The 16,536-nt window shown below is 36.6% G+C and carries 14 protein-coding genes; 4 read left to right on the forward strand and 10 right to left on the reverse strand.

Annotated features, from left to right (window positions below; translation table 11 throughout):
- Positions 1 to 6 precede the first annotated feature (6 nt).
- A complete protein-coding gene (locus tag AYC65_RS15975; RefSeq protein ID WP_034868034.1) occupies positions 7 to 1,053 on the forward strand; it encodes a hypothetical protein in 1,047 nt (348 codons plus the stop codon).
- Positions 1,054 to 1,081: 28 nt separating this feature from the next.
- Here AYC65_RS15975 and AYC65_RS15980 read toward each other — a convergent pair whose 3' ends face one another.
- From AYC65_RS15980 to tsf, 3 genes are all read right to left on the reverse strand, one after another.
- Entirely contained in the window at positions 1,082 to 3,088 is a 2,007-nt protein-coding gene (locus tag AYC65_RS15980; protein WP_034868036.1) for a beta-N-acetylhexosaminidase, read from the reverse strand.
- Between the two features lie 117 nt (positions 3,089 to 3,205).
- Positions 3,206 to 4,666 carry an IMP dehydrogenase gene (guaB, locus tag AYC65_RS15985; protein ID WP_034868039.1) on the reverse strand — a complete coding sequence of 487 codons (1,461 nt, stop codon included), beginning with the start codon at positions 4,664 to 4,666 and terminating at the stop codon, positions 3,206 to 3,208.
- 107 nt (positions 4,667 to 4,773) lie between these two features.
- Positions 4,774 to 5,598 (reverse strand): translation elongation factor Ts, encoded by an 825-nt coding sequence (gene tsf, locus AYC65_RS15990; protein WP_034868041.1) that lies wholly within the window; start codon positions 5,596 to 5,598, stop codon positions 4,774 to 4,776.
- Positions 5,599 to 5,741: 143 nt separating this feature from the next.
- On the opposite strand from tsf, the gene AYC65_RS15995 reads away from it, so the two are divergent.
- Positions 5,742 to 6,182 carry a DUF6759 domain-containing protein gene (locus AYC65_RS15995; RefSeq protein ID WP_034868043.1) on the forward strand — a complete coding sequence of 147 codons (441 nt, stop codon included), beginning with the start codon at positions 5,742 to 5,744 and terminating at the stop codon, positions 6,180 to 6,182.
- A gap of 72 nt (positions 6,183 to 6,254) precedes the next feature.
- Here AYC65_RS15995 and rpsB read toward each other — a convergent pair whose 3' ends face one another.
- From rpsB to rplM, 3 genes are all read right to left on the reverse strand, one after another.
- Positions 6,255 to 7,013 carry a 30S ribosomal protein S2 gene (gene rpsB / locus AYC65_RS16000; RefSeq protein ID WP_009085459.1) on the reverse strand — a complete coding sequence of 253 codons (759 nt, stop codon included), beginning with the start codon at positions 7,011 to 7,013 and terminating at the stop codon, positions 6,255 to 6,257.
- A gap of 183 nt (positions 7,014 to 7,196) precedes the next feature.
- On the reverse strand, positions 7,197 to 7,583 hold the full coding sequence (gene rpsI, locus AYC65_RS16005) for a 30S ribosomal protein S9 (RefSeq protein WP_034868046.1): 387 nt from the start codon (positions 7,581 to 7,583) through the stop codon (positions 7,197 to 7,199).
- A gap of 5 nt (positions 7,584 to 7,588) precedes the next feature.
- The gene (rplM, locus tag AYC65_RS16010) at positions 7,589 to 8,044 is read right to left on the reverse strand and encodes a 50S ribosomal protein L13 (RefSeq protein WP_034868048.1); all 456 of its coding nucleotides are present in this window, start codon (positions 8,042 to 8,044) and stop codon (positions 7,589 to 7,591) included.
- A 318-nt stretch (positions 8,045 to 8,362) separates the two neighbouring features.
- Here rplM and AYC65_RS16015 point away from each other — a divergent pair, with 318 nt between their 5' ends.
- The gene (locus AYC65_RS16015; RefSeq protein ID WP_034868050.1) at positions 8,363 to 9,478 is read left to right on the forward strand and encodes a DUF3667 domain-containing protein; all 1,116 of its coding nucleotides are present in this window, start codon (positions 8,363 to 8,365) and stop codon (positions 9,476 to 9,478) included.
- Between the two features lie 77 nt (positions 9,479 to 9,555).
- Here the strand turns inward: AYC65_RS16015 and AYC65_RS16020 are convergent, their stop codons facing one another.
- The 3 genes from AYC65_RS16020 to AYC65_RS21105 form a co-directional block, all read right to left on the reverse strand.
- The gene (locus tag AYC65_RS16020) at positions 9,556 to 9,888 is read right to left on the reverse strand and encodes a hypothetical protein (protein ID WP_034868052.1); all 333 of its coding nucleotides are present in this window, start codon (positions 9,886 to 9,888) and stop codon (positions 9,556 to 9,558) included.
- Between the two features lie 8 nt (positions 9,889 to 9,896).
- Positions 9,897 to 10,778, reverse strand: coding sequence for a hypothetical protein (locus AYC65_RS21100; RefSeq protein WP_236887490.1), 882 nt, complete (start codon positions 10,776 to 10,778; stop codon positions 9,897 to 9,899).
- A 198-nt stretch (positions 10,779 to 10,976) separates the two neighbouring features.
- Positions 10,977 to 11,423, reverse strand: a complete 447-nt coding sequence (locus tag AYC65_RS21105; protein WP_236887492.1) for a toxin-antitoxin system YwqK family antitoxin — start codon at positions 11,421 to 11,423, stop codon at positions 10,977 to 10,979.
- A 178-nt stretch (positions 11,424 to 11,601) separates the two neighbouring features.
- On the opposite strand from AYC65_RS21105, the gene AYC65_RS16030 reads away from it, so the two are divergent.
- Positions 11,602 to 14,967 (forward strand): methylmalonyl-CoA mutase family protein, encoded by a 3,366-nt coding sequence (locus tag AYC65_RS16030; RefSeq protein ID WP_034868054.1) that lies wholly within the window; start codon positions 11,602 to 11,604, stop codon positions 14,965 to 14,967.
- A gap of 55 nt (positions 14,968 to 15,022) precedes the next feature.
- Here AYC65_RS16030 and AYC65_RS16035 read toward each other — a convergent pair whose 3' ends face one another.
- Entirely contained in the window at positions 15,023 to 16,432 is a 1,410-nt protein-coding gene (locus AYC65_RS16035) for a pyridoxal phosphate-dependent decarboxylase family protein (RefSeq protein ID WP_034868056.1), read from the reverse strand.
- Positions 16,433 to 16,536: the final 104 nt, after the last annotated feature.

The raw sequence follows: 16,536 nt of genomic DNA on the forward strand, positions 1-16,536 counted from the left end.
AATGCAATGAAAGATGTAAGGATCGCTTTTAGAAAACCCATATTTCCTGTTTCCGAGGCCTTACAGCAATATCTGGAAAAACACAACAGAACTACTAAAATTCAGTTTTTGTATGAAGACCTTTTACGGTTTAGTGACAGTGTAAGTATTCTGGATAAAGAAGGTAAGGACACTCTATGGCTGGGTGTATTCTATCCTGAACACGAATTTCAGGAAATAGAAGCCAATCTGAATAAAATATATACCCTACTCCATTCAGACGGAGACGAGGCCACCCTACCTTATCTAAAGGTAGACACAATAGACTTCTGTACTTTTGGCAACTCCAAACCTTTTCGGATTCGGGTAAGAAATATTCTGAATGACAATTACACCAATTTCTATATCAAACAGGCCGATGCCTCGCGGATATACGGATTAGAGCTGGAGGATTTACTTTCTCCAAACAGAATTAACTTTCTTATTCATAAAAATACATTGATCGAAGAGCATATTCTGGGAATTCCGGGTGATGTCTTCATCAAGAAGCATCTGTCTAATTGTACAGAACTGGAAAAAGCCCAGATCTCCAAAGAATTTGTAAAATTCAATGAACGTTGTCTTATTGGGCTATTGGGAGATATGCGTTCTTACAATTATGTGATTATCCCGGTTCACGATTTTGATCAGGTGATATACAGAATTCGTCCCATTGATTTTGACCAACAGACTTATGAAGGAAATTTAAAGGTATATTTGCCTCAGTATTTCAAAGAAAACAGCGTCATGGTGAATATGGTTCTGGAGAAACTAAAACCTAATTCCATAGAGCAGTATCGGAAAGAAGTACGTTCACAGATCGTAAAAAGAGTCACCAGTAGCCAAAATAGATTCGATGAACTGATTTCGATTATGAAAAAAGAAGATATTGCGCCGGAAGCTAATGTTAAGGAGCTTAAAACAGCATTACAGAAATTGACTTATGATGTAAATTTCAAATATTGTAAAACAATGGGCGATATTATTGAAACCGGAATAAAATTTGTCCTTCGGAATTATAAAAAATCATATTAGAAAGCCTGAGAATATCTCAGGCTTTTTATTAATTAGGTTCAACAGCTGTAAACGGCTTATAAGGACTAAGATTAAATGTAAAGTTTCCATTAGAATCTGTTCCCCCTGCTCCTCGTACTTTTGCTTTTACGGTGTATTTCGCTTTGGGATTATACCGATCTACCTTAAAATTATAATAGAACGGTTTTATTTTGTTCGTTCCTCTGAATGTATCTGCCAATGAATGATGCAGGTCTTCTGATATAACCGTACCATTTTCCAGTAACTGAACTCCATCGATTTCTAAAAAGTTTTTACCGGAGGTATAGAAAAAACCGGCAACAATTCTTCCGTTTGTATAAACTTTAGAAGTAACATCAAATGCAAGGTCTGCAAATTCTTCTTTAATATCGTTTTTAGCCCATTTCCCGCTTATATATCCTCCCGGTTTATAATAATCGACCTTCAACTCATCCAATCTTTTTTCACCTGTTAAAAGACGCTTTTTAAAGTCCTCAAAATTTTTGTTGGCTGGTAATGTCCATCCTGTTTCCGCAATGGCTAATAAACGTGGGAAAACATGCACATTCATATCTTTAGCTTCCTGTGTCAATGCGGACCAAAGATTCCCCTGTATACCCAATACAAATTTTTCTTCTTCTTTAGTTAAACCTGCGGACGGATCATAAGCATAAATCCTGTCTATTGAATTAATATTACTATACGCCAGGTCACTCGGAGTTCCGTCATTTCTGTCAGCCTGTGTAATATCTAAATAAACATGTGAATAGGGTGTTGCTACAGCTTTAAATCCATGACTTGCAGCATCTTTTATAGCTTCTTCTCCCAACCAGCTCATAATAGCTGTTTCTTTTGGCAAACCTTTATCATCTGCCAATACATCGTTCCAGCCAATAGGCTTTTTGCCTAGCTTTTTGATAATACCTGAAACGCGCTGAACAAAATAGCTCTGCAGTTGTTTTACATTTCCAATCTGGTGTGCCTTCATAAACTCTTGTACATGCGGTTCTTTCTCCCACAGTACATGTCTGACTTCATCTCCACCAAAATGAATATACTCACCCGGAAATAATGCTGCTATTTCTGTAAAAACATTTTGCAAGAAGGTATATACTTCCTCTTTAGAAGGATCCAAGGTATTCGGTGTAAACTGATTTCCCCAATACCCCCATGAAGAAACGAAAGGAAACACAAAATATGGGTAACTGTTTTTATTAACACCCAGCTGTGGATAAGCTAATATTGTAGGCCATGAGTGCCCCGGAACATCAATCTCCGGAACAATTGTTATTTTACGTTCCCTAGCATAAGCTACAATTTCCTTTATCTGCTCCTGAGTATAAAATCCACTTCTTTCTGCCGGCTGATTTTCTGTTCTGTGAAATACTGTTGCCTGCTCGGAAGTTAGTTTAGGATACTTTTTAATTTCAATACGCCATCCCTGATCATCTGTAAGGTGCCAGTGAAAAGTATTCATCTTATAAAGTGCCATCAGATCTAAATACTTTTTCACAACATCCACTCCATAAAACGTACGGCTGACATCCTTCATATATCCCCGCCAGTCATATCTTGGATAATCTGTAATTGTTAAAGCTGGGATTGTCCAATTCTGGGCTTCCTTTTTATCCGAACTTTCTACAGAGACAGGCAGCAACTGTCTAAGTGTTTGCGTAGCGTAAAAAAGGCCATTCCCGTTTTTTGCTTTTACTACAATATTTTTATCAGACACATCCAATGTATAGCCATCCTGATTGGGCAAGTTCAGTTTTGTATCCAACTGGAAAACTATTGTATTTTCTTTTCCGTTTTTTACAGACAAAGCGTATCCCGAAGCTTTTCTCAGTTGGGTTAGAAATAGCTGAACATCTTTTTCGGACGCTCCATTTAACTGTATTCCTGTATTTTGATCAATTACAAAATTTCCGGTCTTTTGCTGCAGCAGCTGGGGTTTAGGAATTACAGAAATTTCCTGACTATAAAAAGTACATACTGTACCTACCAGCAGACAGAGCTGAATGAAAACATTTCTCATTATAAATTAAGGAATTATGATTATTAGTTATCGTAAAGATATTCATATTTCCGGAATAATATTCAAACAAAAAAGCCAGCTGTGCAGCTGGCTTTTATTTATTGTATCAAATATAATTTACAATGAGTAGTTAGGGGCTTCCTGCGTAATGATTACATCATGCGGGTGAGATTCTTTAAGTCCGGATCCTGTGATACGAACCATTTTAGAGTCTTTCTGAAGAGATTCGATATCTTTAGCTCCACAGTATCCCATTCCGGCTCTTAATCCTCCGCTAAGCTGAAAAATAACTTCTTCTAACTTACCTTTGAAAGGAACTCGTCCTTCGATACCTTCCGGTACAAATTTCTTAGCCTCACTTTGGAAATATCTTTCTTTACCACCACGCTTCATTGCTGCTAAAGATCCCATTCCTTGATAAGACTTGAATTTTCTTCCCTGGAAAATAATTTCATCTCCCGGAGCTTCTTCTGTTCCTGCTAAAAGAGATCCAAGCATTACTGCTCCGGCCCCACTTGCAATAGCTTTTACAATATCTCCTGAAAGCTTAATACCTCCGTCTGCAATAACAGCTACATTTTGTGTTCTTGCATATTCGTAAACGTTATAGATAGCTGATAATTGTGGTACACCTACACCTGCAACAACTCTTGTTGTACAGATAGATCCCGGACCAACACCTACTTTCAGAACATTTGCACCAGCTTCAATAAGAGCTTTTGCTGCTTCAGCAGTTACAATATTTCCTCCAACGATATCCAGATCCGGATATGCTGCCCGGATTTCTCTGATCTTTTCAAGAACACCTTCTGAATGACCGTGTGCAGAGTCTACTGCAATAATATCCACACCAGCTACAACTAGAGCTTTCACTCTGTCCATTGTATCTGCTCCAACTCCGACTCCGGCACCTACAATAAGTCTTCCGTTTCCGTCTTTATTAGCATTAGGATACTCCAGCTGATTGTCGATATCTTTAATAGTAATTAATCCTACCAATTTGTTTTCAGCATCTACTATAGGAAGTTTTTCTACTCTGCTTTTTAACAAAATTTCTTTTGCTTCTTCCAGAGTTGTTGACTTATGAGAAACAATAAGGTTATTCTTTGTCATAATCTCTTCAACCTTAAGATCTAGATCTTCCTGGTATTTCACATCTCTGTTAGTAATAATACCTACCAGTTTGTTATCATTATCTACTACAGGAAGTCCTGAGATTTTATAATGAGCCATCATCGCTTTAGCTTCTCCAAGAGTATGCTCTTTGGATAGTGTAACAGGATCGGAGATCATACCGTTCTCGGATCTTTTTACGCTGTTAACCTGATTAGCCTGCTCCTCGATAGGCATATTCTTATGAATAAATCCTAACCCTCCTACTCTCGCTAATGCAATAGCAAGTGAAGCTTCCGTTACCGTATCCATAGCTGCAGAAACGATAGGAACTTTCAGGGTGATTTTATCGGAAAGTCTTGATTTTAGAGAAACCTGATTTGGTAATACTTCAGAATATGAAGGTACTAGAAGAACGTCATCAAAGGTGATTGCCGTCTCTATTATTTTGTCGTGTATAGGCATAGCACTTTCTTTGCAAAATTACGAAATTATTATGGAATGAGAAACATTAATTCTGATTAACAAAAAACCCCGGGAACTTCCCGAGGTTTCTTTTTATTTCAGTTTGATTAAGCTAAGCTTACTCTTACGAATCCTACTACTTTTAGGTCAGCGTTAACTGATTTTACATAGTCAGCTACTGATTGGCTTCCGTCTTTGATGAACGCCTGGTGAACAAGAGTGTTCTCTTTGTAGAACTTCTGCATTTTACCTTTAAGGATGTTATCGATAATATTTGCAGGCTTACCTTCTTTAGTTAAGATATCTCTTTCGATCTCTAGTTCTTTATCTATAGTTTCCTGAGAAACCTGAGTTTCATCAAGAGCGATTGGGTTCATTGCAGCGATCTGCATAGAAACAGCTTTTGCAGCATCAACACCACCTTCTACGTTAGCAGAAAGAGAAGTAATAGCAGCAATTTTATTACCTGCGTGGATGTAAGCACCTAAGAAAGGTCCTTCAATTCTTTCGAAGCTACCGATCTCGATTTTCTCACCGATAACACCTGTCTGCTCGATTAATTTCTCAGCAACAGTAATTCCGTGGAAATCTGTAGCTAATAATTCTTCTTTAGTCGCAGCAGTAATTGCCATTTCAGCTAATTCATAAGCTAACTCGATGAAAGCTTCGTTTTTAGCAACGAAGTCAGTCTCACAGTTAAGGCTAATGATAGCACCTAAAGTGTTATCTTCATTAACTCTTGCGATAACAGCACCTTCAGTACTTTCTCTGTCAGCTCTGTTAGCTGCTACTTTCTGACCTTTTTTTCTAAGGATTTCGATAGCTTTCTCAAAATCGCCTTCAGCTTCCACTAAAGCTTTTTTGCTATCCATCATACCTGCACCTGTGTGGTTTCTTAGTTTAGCTACGTCTGCTGCTACTGGTGTATACATAGTTTGAAATATTTTAATTAAATAATGCTTGAAATTTTAGCAGTGCAAAGATAAAAAAAATACAACAAATTAAAAAGCTGTGTTTTGTGTTTCGGTGTATTACGAAATAATTAATTTTAAGAAGATTAATTTATCTTTGACGGATGAAAAAATATTTATTCCTTATTTCTGCAACAGTACTTCTGGCCGGGTGCGATGCCATGAATTATGGCACATACAACCGATTTCCAAGATATCCTTCTTACCCCGGAAACAACAATACTTCTATGGCAAATACTGAAAGAGAATATAATGAGTTACTAAAGACTTATAAACCTGAAACGGAAGCTGTATTAAATGATCTTTTGAACAGTACAGATCCAAATGCTATTAATACTTCTATTGTTATAAAAAATGAATCTTCCTGTAATATGGTTTTCACCATCAGCGGAAGTAATGGTTTTAAAAGAATACCAATTGGTACCGGAAAGGTTGGCTATGCTATGATCCGCAAAGGGACCTATACCCTTTCGGCCGATGTTTGTCAGAAAGTTTACAGAGAAACCATCAGTATCCGAAACTCCCAGCAGTTATCTTTAAAATAATCAACTCCATATTGGATAAAAAAAGAACCCGCTAGTAAACTAACGGGTTCTTTTATGTATATAAGAAAATTCTTATTCAGCATCGAAATCAGCATCAGCATCAGCTGTAGCTTTTTCACCTTCTTTAGATTTTTCTTTTTCAGCTTTTCTTTGAGACTGACCTTCTTTGATAGATTCAGACACTACAGAAAGAATCATATCGATAGATTTAGAAGCATCATCGTTACCTGGGATAACGAAATCTACTTTTCTTGGGTCAGAGTTCGTATCAACGATACCGAAAACTGGAATACCTAATTTCTTAGCTTCAGTTACCGCGATGTGTTCTCTCATAATATCTACTACGAAAATAGCAGAAGGAAGACGCACCATGTCAGCGATAGAACCTAAGTTTTTCTCTAGGTTAGCTCTCTGACGGTCAACTTGTAATCTTTCTTTTTTAGATAAAGTTTCGAAAGTACCATCTTTCTTCATTTTATCGATAGCGTTCATTTTCTTAACCGCTTTTCTGATAGTTACGAAGTTGGTAAGCATACCACCTGGCCATCTTTCAGTAATATAAGGCATGTTCAGTTCAGAAGCGTGTTTTGCAACAACTTCTTTAGCTTGTTTTTTAGTAGCTACGAAAAGAACTTTTTTACCAGCAGAAGTAATTTTTTCTAAAGCGTTACAAGCTTCGTCCAATTTTACTGCCGTTTTATGTAAATCGACAATGTGAATACCGTTTTTCTCCATGAAGATATATGGAGCCATATTTGGATTCCACTTTCTAGTCATGTGACCGAAGTGTACGCCAGCCTCTAATAGGTCTTTTACATTTGCTTTTGCCATGTCTTTAATTTTTTTAGTTTACATTCCGCTTTAAGCAATCAACAACTTCAAAGAACGGGAGAAGTGTTTGGGTGCTAAACTAAACGGGCAATTTTTGTTTTGTTTAAAATAGATTTCAGAAATAAGATAACAGACCAAGTGAAGCGTCCGAAATCCATGATCCGAGATCCTGAATTTTGAAAATTAACGTTTTGAGAATTGGAATCTCTTTCTCGCTTTTTTCTGACCGAATTTCTTTCTTTCTACCATTCTTGCATCTCTGGTAAGAAGACCGTGAGGTTTCAATGATAATCTGAATTCTTCATTGATTGCGCAAAGTGCTCTTGAAATACCTAGTCTGATAGCTTCTGCCTGACCTGTAATACCACCACCGAAAACATTAACGGTAACGTCGTACTGTCCAGCAGTTTCAGTTAATAAAAATGGTTGATTTAATTTGTAAACCAACATATCTGTGCAGAAGTAAGTTTTAGCATCTTTACCGTTAACAGTAATGTTACCAGCACCTGGCTTAACGTAAACTCTCGCTACAGATGTTTTTCTTCTTCCGATTTTGTGTACTGTAGACATCTTAATTATTTAATTTCGTTAATATTAATTTCTTTAGGCTGCTGTGCTTCATGCTTGTGCTCTCCACCTACGTATACGTGAAGGTTTTTGAAGATAGCTTTTCCTAATCTGTTTTTAGGAAGCATCCCTTTTACAGCTTTTTCAACTACCGTTGCACTATTTTTCTTGTGAAGCTCTTCAGCAGTTAAAGATTTTTGACCTCCTGGGTATCCAGTATGCCAGATGTACTCTTTATCAGCCCACTTGTTTCCTGAAAGTGCTACTTTCTCAGCATTCAAAATAATAACGTTATCGCCACAGTCAACGTGCGGTGTAAAGTTAGTTTTGTGCTTTCCTCTCAAAATCTTAGCCACTTTAGATGCTAAACGCCCTAAAGGCTGTCCATCAGCGTCTACCACAACCCATTCTTTATTTGCGGTAGCTTTGTTAGCCGATACGGTTTTGTAACTTAATGTATTCACTACTTATCGTTTACGATTAAACATAATTTTCCCCATTACGGGTTTGCAAAGGTATAAATAATTTTTCTAAAACAAAACAGCTATTTGCTTTTTTATATTACGCAAGTGTTTAAATTGACAAAGCGCTATAATTCAAAAGCTTATATAAAAATCGATTTTTATCTATATTACCTCATCCTATTTTGGCACACGAATTGTGTATAATTCAAACATAAAAACACATCAACATAGAAAAAAGCAGTCCCTTTTTATAAGGTATTGCTTTTTTTATTTCCATTTTTCCAAAATCTGATTATTTTTGGAGAAAACTATTCAAAAATGGGACACCACGGAAAACTCCGATCAGACAAGACATGCCTAAACTGTGGCCATCAGGTAGAAGAGAGATTCTGCCCGCATTGTGGCCAGGAAAACACTGAACCCAAACAGCCTTTCTATTATCTTTTCACACACTTCTTTGAAGACTTCACCCATTATGACGGTCAGTTTTGGGGAACATTAAAAAATCTTCTCTTCAATCCTGGAAAATTAACAACTACATACCTAAAAGGTGAACGCCAAAAGTATGTTCCGCCTGTGAAACTATATATTTTCATGAGTTTCATAACTTTTCTAATGGTTGCTTTTTTACCCATAAACGTCGGAAGTGGTCATAATGAAAAAGATGAAGAACTGATTCAAACTCAAAATCACCTCCGTGAATTAAACACTGTTGAAGCAACAGGTATTATCGTCAAAGAAAATAACATAAAGAAAGTTGATTCAATAAAACTTCAGGCATTTTTAAAAGCTACAAAAGATTCTCTGATAAAAAAAAATACTATCCAAGGTGATCTTATGAACTGGAAAGATCAACGCTTTTTAGAAGGCACTCATATAAAAGGTGCTAATAATATAAAACAATACGATTCAATACAAGCAAAAAATCCTATGAACTTTACTACTATTGAACGACCTATTGTAAAAAAAGCTTTTGAGCTTCATGAGCATGGTGCAACTTATAAAGATGTACTGAACGGCCTAATTATAACTTTCTTTCATTCTCTTCCAAAAGCTCTCTTTTTATATCTACCTTTATTTGCACTTACACTATGGCTATTTCATAGCAAGAAAAAGTTTTGGTATTTTGATCACGGCGTTTTCACGTTGCATTATTTTTCATTTCTATTAGTAGAGATTGCAATAGTTCTATTCCTAAGTCTTATTGCAAAATGGTTCCCGTTTTTATCATTTTTCAGAAATATCGGATATTTCTTAGCTACCATATTCTCAATTTATAGTGGAGTTTATTTTTTCATTGCTCATTATAAAGTATACAGGACACATCCGATTACTACAGGTATTGCAGGGATATCTTTATTCTTTATTAATACAATTTTATTTACATTCCTTTTAATGATTCTAATATTAATAAGCTTCCTGATGATTCACTAAACATGCAGGATATAGAATATAAAAAAGAAGCGTTTCAGATATCTGAAACGCTTCTTTTGATTTTATTAAAATCAATTTTATTTTCTCAACGACTTACTTTGTCTGAAACTAGCCAAAAGATAATAGGCAACAAAAACTGTTGAAAAACGAATAATAGAAGGAATAGCAATTTCCAGATTAAAGAAAACAACTCCTAATACTACTAAAAGGATAATGCCTATAAAGGATAGCCCTAATTTTTTGGGTAGTGCAAAATCGGGTCTGTCCAGAAAATAAGCCATTCCCCAACCCAATCCAAAAGCAAAAGCATAATACAGGTCTAAAGAAACTTTCCCGAATCCTGATAAAAAATAATGGAACAGGAAACTAACTGCAGTTCCCAATAAAAGATATAAAATTGCTTTTTTCATGCTTCTTATTAATAGTTATAATTCTTGACAAGAGATTCTTCGCGAAAATAATAAGATTCTCCGTAAGGATTTTCATTAATAAGAACTTTTTCTTCTGAAAATAACTTACCAGCTTTTGTATATTGTCGGATTATGATCCATTCTCCTTTTCTTTCGATCTCTACATCGCGTACATCTTCATCGATTCGGATTTTGCCACTAACAAGATTATTATCCTTTATAACAGCCTTGTTACTTACTTTACCTTTTACATATTGTAATACTTCTCCGCTAAACGAATCCTCCTGTACTGATCTTGTATAAGAATAAAGTACTGCTCCGTCTTCGTTATATACTTTAGATTCATATATATTTTTCTCAGGGTTAAGATGCCTTGTCCATTGTACTTTTCCGTTTTCGAAAAGTCTTTTCATATCCTGAACAATTCCGTCTTTATACACTATTTCACCGGCACTTGCAATTTCTGTCCCATTATAACCAACGCCATCCTTTAACTCCAGTTTTGCTTTTAAAGTACCATCAGTATTATAGTAATTAGTAGCTACTTTGTCCTCTCCTTTATAGAAATTTTCGGTATTTAATTTTCCGTCTTCATCATAGTTCTTATCAGAAATAAGTACTCCTTCATGGTAGGTAGATATATGTCTTACAGTCTCTCCTTCTTCATAGAATTCATAATCTTCCCCTTCATAAGCAACAGCATCTTTAATGTCTTCATTATACTTTAAGTTAAGCCTTGCTATTACCTTCCCTTCTTCATTATAAGTTATTTTCTGCCTGTTTTTACCGGATATTTTTACATCCTGTTTCAGTTTGCCATTTTTATAATAGTTCTTAGACTCCAACAGATCACCTTTTTTGTTATATCTTTCTATACTGGCAATTCTCATAGGTGCATAATAGTATTCTATAAGAGTCCCTTCATATTTGCCTTCTTTAGTATTATACGTTTTACTTCCTATATATTTCCCTTTTTCGTCGTAATATTTAACTTCAGACTCATAACCTTCCTTATAAATAGTCTCACTTCTTATTCCTTTTTTAGAATCATCGAAAACAACTGTATAAGTAGCTTCAGAATTCTTATACTACGTGATCATATTATAACCTGTGTTCTCATCAGTATTTTTATAAAGATAAGATGTCCCGTCGTATCTTCCTTCTTTATTATAGATCAGATCTTCAACAAGACGTCCTTGTCCGTCAAACATTTTAGACACTCCTGTTGGCACTCCTTTTACATATTCTGCAATTTTTTCAGGTTTACCATCAGGAAAATACCATGTTGCCTTCCCTTCATAGACTTCATGGTTTGGTGTGACATCCGATGCCAAGCCTTCGAATTGCAGTGCTCCGTTTTTATAATAATCTTTTAAAAGAATAAGATTTCCTTGTTTAGAGGTTTCCCGGTAGTAAACCATCTGGCCTTTGGTGGTAGCTTCCCAGTTTTCATCAAAGTAAATACGCTCCTGAGCAAACGCTACAGAATACGCACTGATTAACGCTATTATTAAAGTAGTTTTAAAATTCATCATTATAGTGTTTAGTATTAGATTTTACGTGCATAAAAGTATTAATTTTTAATCTACAGACTATGATTTATAAGCAAAAATGGCTGAAACCAGCCATTTTTAAGCCCTTTCCGTTAACCATATAATCCTGAAGAAGATATGCCCTCAATTTATTATATTTGAATTATTACTAAACCCTAATATGAATACAAAAAAATATACTCCTGACAATAAAGTTAGGATCGTTACAGCAGCGGCTTTGTTCGACGGACATGACGCTGCTATAAACATTATGCGGCGGGTGATCCAGGGAACCGGATGCGAGGTTATTCACCTTGGACATGACAAATCAGCAGAAGAAGTTGTAAACACAGCAATACAAGAAGATGCTAATGCTATAGCATTGACTTCTTATCAGGGCGGACATAACGAATACTTTAAGTATATCTATGATCTGCTGAGAGAAAAGAACTCACCACAGATTAAAATCTTCGGTGGCGGCGGCGGCGTTATCCTGCCTGAAGAAATAAAAGACCTTATGGATTATGGTATCGACAGAATTTATTCTCCGGACGACGGCCGAGAGCTTGGTCTTCAGGGAATGATTGATGATCTTGTACACAGATCTGATTTTGCTACTGGAAAAGATATAACTGCAAAAGACCTGGGTGCTATAAACTTCGACAATCCAACGAGCATTGCCCAGATTATTTCGGCAGTGGAGAATTTCTCAGACGAAAAACCTGAGCTGGTAAAGGCTATAGATGAACAATCAAAAGATCTGAATATTCCGATTATTGGTATTACTGGTACTGGTGGTGCTGGTAAATCTTCTTTAACGGACGAACTGGTAAGACGCTTCCTGCGTTCTAATCCGGATAAAAAGATTGCGATTATCTCTATTGACCCTTCCAAAAAGAAAACAGGAGGCGCCCTTTTAGGTGACAGAATCCGTATGAATGCTATTAATGATCCAAGAGTCTACATGCGTTCGATGGCTACCAGAGAAAATAATGTTTCGGTTTCGCCGTTTATTCACTCTGCATTAAATGTCCTAAAATTGGCACATCCGGATGTTATTATATTGGAAACATCTGGTATCGGACAGTCCGGTTCTGAAGTTTCTGATTTTGCAGATGTATCAATGTATGTAATGACTCCTGAATATGGAGCTTCTACTCAGCTTGAAAAAATAGACATGCTGGATTATGCAGATCTTGTTGCTTTAAATAAATCGGATAAACGCGGTGCCCTGGATGCATTACAAGCTGTAAGAAAGCAATTCCAGAGAAACCATCTTTTATGGGAAAATCCATTAGATGATATGCCGGTTTTTGCAACCAAAGCTTCTCAATTCAACGATCATGGCACAACAGAACTCTATAACAGATTAGTTGTAAAGGTAAATGAGACCCTTCGACAGACTCAGGGGGACAATGTATCGGAGTTTAATACTTTTATAGAACAGGAGGTAACAGATGAAGTGACCATAATTCCGCCCAAAAGAGTCCGTTATCTGTCTGAAATTGTAGAAAATAACAAGCAATATGATGCTGCAATTGAGAAACAGGCTGAATTAGCCAGAACAATGTATCATATTGACGGTGTTAAGAAGATTATCTCCAATGAGGTTTTGGAAACTGAATATCAAAAAGCGGAAAAAGAACTGCAACAGGAAAACATAGATTTCCTTAAAAACTGGGATGATACAAAAAAAGCATTCAACGCAGAATTCTATTCTTACTTCGTTCGTGGAAAAGAGATTAAAGTAGAAACCTCAACAGAATCTTTATCCCATCTTAGAATTCCTAAAATAGCACTACCTAAGTATAATGACTGGGGAGACCTGATTAAATGGAAAGGCCAGGAGAACCTTCCGGGAAGTTTCCCTTACACAGCAGGTATTTATCCATTCAAAAGAACCGGAGAAGATCCTACGAGAATGTTTGCCGGAGAAGGCGGACCGGAAAGAACCAACAGAAGATTCCATTATGTTTCTGCAGAAATGCCGGCAAAACGTTTGTCTACAGCTTTTGACTCGGTAACATTATATGGTCAGGATCCTGCTTTACCACCAGATATCTATGGTAAAATTGGTAATGCCGGAGTTTCTATTGCAACATTGGATGATGCTAAAAAGCTATACTCTGGTTTTGACCTTGTAAATGCTCTGACTTCTGTGTCTATGACTATTAATGGTCCTGCTCCGATGCTATTGGCTTTCTTTATGAATGCAGCTATCGACCAGAATGTTGAAAAATATATTACTGAACACAAGCTTGAAGCGAAAGTAGAAGCTGTTCTGAAAGCCAAGTTTGACGAAAAAGGCTTAAAGAGACCTCAATATAACGGAGAGTTGCCTCCATCTAATAATGGTTTAGGCTTAAAATTGTTAGGAATTACCGGAGATGAAGTGATCCCTGCAGATGTTTACGAAAAAATCAAAGCCCAAACAATAGCTACCGTTCGGGGAACAGTCCAGGCAGATATTCTGAAAGAAGATCAGGCACAAAACACTTGTATTTTCTCTACCGAATTTGCACTAAGATTAATGGGTGACGTTCAGGAGTATTTCATTAAAGAAAAAGTAAGAAATTTCTATTCGGTTTCTATTTCAGGATATCATATTGCAGAAGCCGGAGCTAATCCGATTTCGCAATTGGCATTTACATTGGCAAACGGATTTACTTATGTGGAATACTATCTAAGCCGTGGAATGGACATCAACGATTTTGCACCAAACTTATCTTTCTTCTTCTCCAACGGTATCGACCCTGAATATGCAGTTATCGGCCGTGTGGCAAGAAGAATCTGGGCAAAAGCCATGAAACTGAAATATGGTGCAGATGAAAGAAGCCAGATGCTGAAGTATCATATTCAGACTTCCGGCCGTTCACTTCACGCTCAGGAAATTGATTTTAATGATATCAGAACCACGCTTCAGGCTTTATATGCTATTTATGACAACTGCAATTCACTTCACACCAATGCATATGACGAAGCGATTACAACACCAACAGAAGAATCTGTAAGAAGAGCGATGGCCATTCAGCTTATTATTAACAAAGAATTAGGTCTGGCTAAAAATGAAAATCCGCTTCAGGGCTCTTTTATTATCGAGGAATTAACAGACCTTGTAGAAGAAGCTGTATATACTGAATTCGACAGAATTACAGAAAGAGGTGGTGTTCTTGGTGCTATGGAAACCATGTATCAGCGTTCAAAAATTCAGGAAGAGTCTATGCATTATGAATGGCTGAAACATACCGGGGAATATCCTATTATTGGTGTAAACACATTCCTGGGCAAAGATGGGTCTCCAACTGTTTTACCAGGAGAGGTTATTCGTTCCACTGAGGAAGAAAAGCAGGCACAGATTGAATCTCTTCACAATTTCCAGGAAGCCAATGAAGGAAAATCTGAAGAGGCTTTAAGAAAATTACAACATGCAGCCATTAATCAGCAAAACCTATTTGGGGTTATGATGGATGCTGTAAAATATTGTTCTCTGGGGCAAATTACCAATGCTTTGTTTGAAGTAGGTGGCAAATACCGAAGAAATATGTAGAGGCTACAGCCTAAAAAAATAATCCCTCGTAGAAAATACTATGAGGGATTTTTATTTATTTCAGATCTGTGGCCAACTCAGCCATTGCCTCAGTTATCAACTTTACATCATGTTCCGTAGTCCGCCAGTTAACAAAAGCAGCTCTTATTCCTTTACGCTGGTTATAATTGGTTGGTGTCATAAAAACTTTACCTGTAGCATTCAGCAATTCCAGAAATTGATTTACCATATCCTGCTTCTCTTCTCCTTTTAGAGTGAAACATATTGTATTCAGACGCACAGGAGCCAGCAATTCGAAATCATCACTGCTTTCTATAAATTCCCCAAATTGATTTGAACAAAAAATGCTGTTTTCCACAATATCCCGATAACCATCTTTACCATAAGCCATAAGTGAGAACCATGCCGGTAAGGCTTTTAAGCGTCTCGAATTTTCCGGAAGAAAATTTAAATAATTAAAACTTTCCAGCGGATCTCCCAGATAAGGAGCATTGGAGTTCTGAAAAGTTTCAACCTGTAAAAGCTTGTATTGCTCTTTTATAAAGAACACAGCACTTTCATAAGGAACATTCAGCCATTTATGACAGTCTACGGTAATGCTATCTGCATATTCCCAGTCTTTTACCAAGTGTTTGTAAGTATCGGAACATGCTGCAAAACCTCCAAATGCAGCATCGATATGCCACCAGAAATTATATTTTTCTTTTAGCTTTCTTATCGCAGTAAAATCGTCAAAGTCAACCGTATTTACAGTGCCTCCACTTGAAATCAAAATAAAAGGGTCTCCATTCAGTTTCTGGATATGATCTTCGAGATCCTTAATAGAGATGGCTTCTCTGTTACCCTCTTCAGTTTTAATCTTAATAATATTACCACTTCCTATTCCCAAAAGAGAAAGTGACTTTATTGCTGAAGAATGTGGTATAGCTGTTAATATGTGTATCGGAATTGTTATTCCTTCTTTTGCTATATCTATCTCCTTCTCTTTTCCATACCATTGCCTCGCTACGGCAACACAGGTGAAATTGGACATCATGGCTCCGGTTACAAAGCCTCCTAAAAAACTTTTAGGTAATTCCAAAAGATCCAGTAACATTGCTATGGCCTCTAATTCTATAACTGCTGAAATATCTCCATGTCCTTTTACAGATTGGGTATTCTGATCATATATAGTCGATAACCAATCTCCAGCAACTGATGCAGGTGTGGAGCCTCCGGTCACAAATCCCAGATACCTTGGACCAGATGAAGCCACCATCAGAGGTTCAAATCTTTTATTAAACAGCTTCAGTACTTCCTCAGTACCATATCCTTCCTCTGGTAATGCCTGCTTTTCGGGAATTAATTTATTATCTACAGATGTTGCTCTCTCCGAAATAGAGTTCAAATATTCTACACCTTGTTCTTTTATAATATTTAGCAGATGTTCTATTTGTAAAGAATCACTCTTCAGGCTTTCTTTCATAATCTATTGTAATTAGCTAATCAAAGGTATTAATTAAGAGTACTAATTGTATATTAATTGTTCTTTAGCATGGAATTTGTTTCGTTAGGAGACTTCAGAGTATT

It is taken from the genome of Elizabethkingia bruuniana (assembly GCF_002024805.1).
Taxonomy (GTDB): domain Bacteria; phylum Bacteroidota; class Bacteroidia; order Flavobacteriales; family Weeksellaceae; genus Elizabethkingia; species Elizabethkingia bruuniana.

What these genes read in the sequence shown, in the direction of transcription:
- AYC65_RS15975 (WP_034868034.1), top strand. Translation starts at nt 7, where the DNA reads ATGAAAGATGTAAGGATCGCTTTTAGAAAACCCATATTTCCTGTTTCC.
- AYC65_RS15980 (WP_034868036.1), bottom strand. Translation starts at nt 3,088, where the DNA reads ATGAGAAATGTTTTCATTCAGCTCTGTCTGCTGGTAGGTACAGTATGT.
- guaB (WP_034868039.1), bottom strand. Translation starts at nt 4,666, where the DNA reads ATGCCTATACACGACAAAATAATAGAGACGGCAATCACCTTTGATGAC.
- tsf (WP_034868041.1), bottom strand. Translation starts at nt 5,598, where the DNA reads ATGTATACACCAGTAGCAGCAGACGTAGCTAAACTAAGAAACCACACA.
- AYC65_RS15995 (WP_034868043.1), top strand. Translation starts at nt 5,742, where the DNA reads ATGAAAAAATATTTATTCCTTATTTCTGCAACAGTACTTCTGGCCGGG.
- rpsB (WP_009085459.1), bottom strand. Translation starts at nt 7,013, where the DNA reads ATGGCAAAAGCAAATGTAAAAGACCTATTAGAGGCTGGCGTACACTTC.
- rpsI (WP_034868046.1), bottom strand. Translation starts at nt 7,583, where the DNA reads ATGTCTACAGTACACAAAATCGGAAGAAGAAAAACATCTGTAGCGAGA.
- AYC65_RS16015 (WP_034868050.1), top strand. Translation starts at nt 8,363, where the DNA reads ATGGGACACCACGGAAAACTCCGATCAGACAAGACATGCCTAAACTGT.
- AYC65_RS16020 (WP_034868052.1), bottom strand. Translation starts at nt 9,888, where the DNA reads ATGAAAAAAGCAATTTTATATCTTTTATTGGGAACTGCAGTTAGTTTC.
- AYC65_RS21100 (WP_236887490.1), bottom strand. Translation starts at nt 10,778, where the DNA reads ATGAGAATTGCCAGTATAGAAAGATATAACAAAAAAGGTGATCTGTTG.
- AYC65_RS21105 (WP_236887492.1), bottom strand. Translation starts at nt 11,423, where the DNA reads ATGATGAATTTTAAAACTACTTTAATAATAGCGTTAATCAGTGCGTAT.
- AYC65_RS16030 (WP_034868054.1), top strand. Translation starts at nt 11,602, where the DNA reads ATGAATACAAAAAAATATACTCCTGACAATAAAGTTAGGATCGTTACA.
- AYC65_RS16035 (WP_034868056.1), bottom strand. Translation starts at nt 16,432, where the DNA reads ATGAAAGAAAGCCTGAAGAGTGATTCTTTACAAATAGAACATCTGCTA.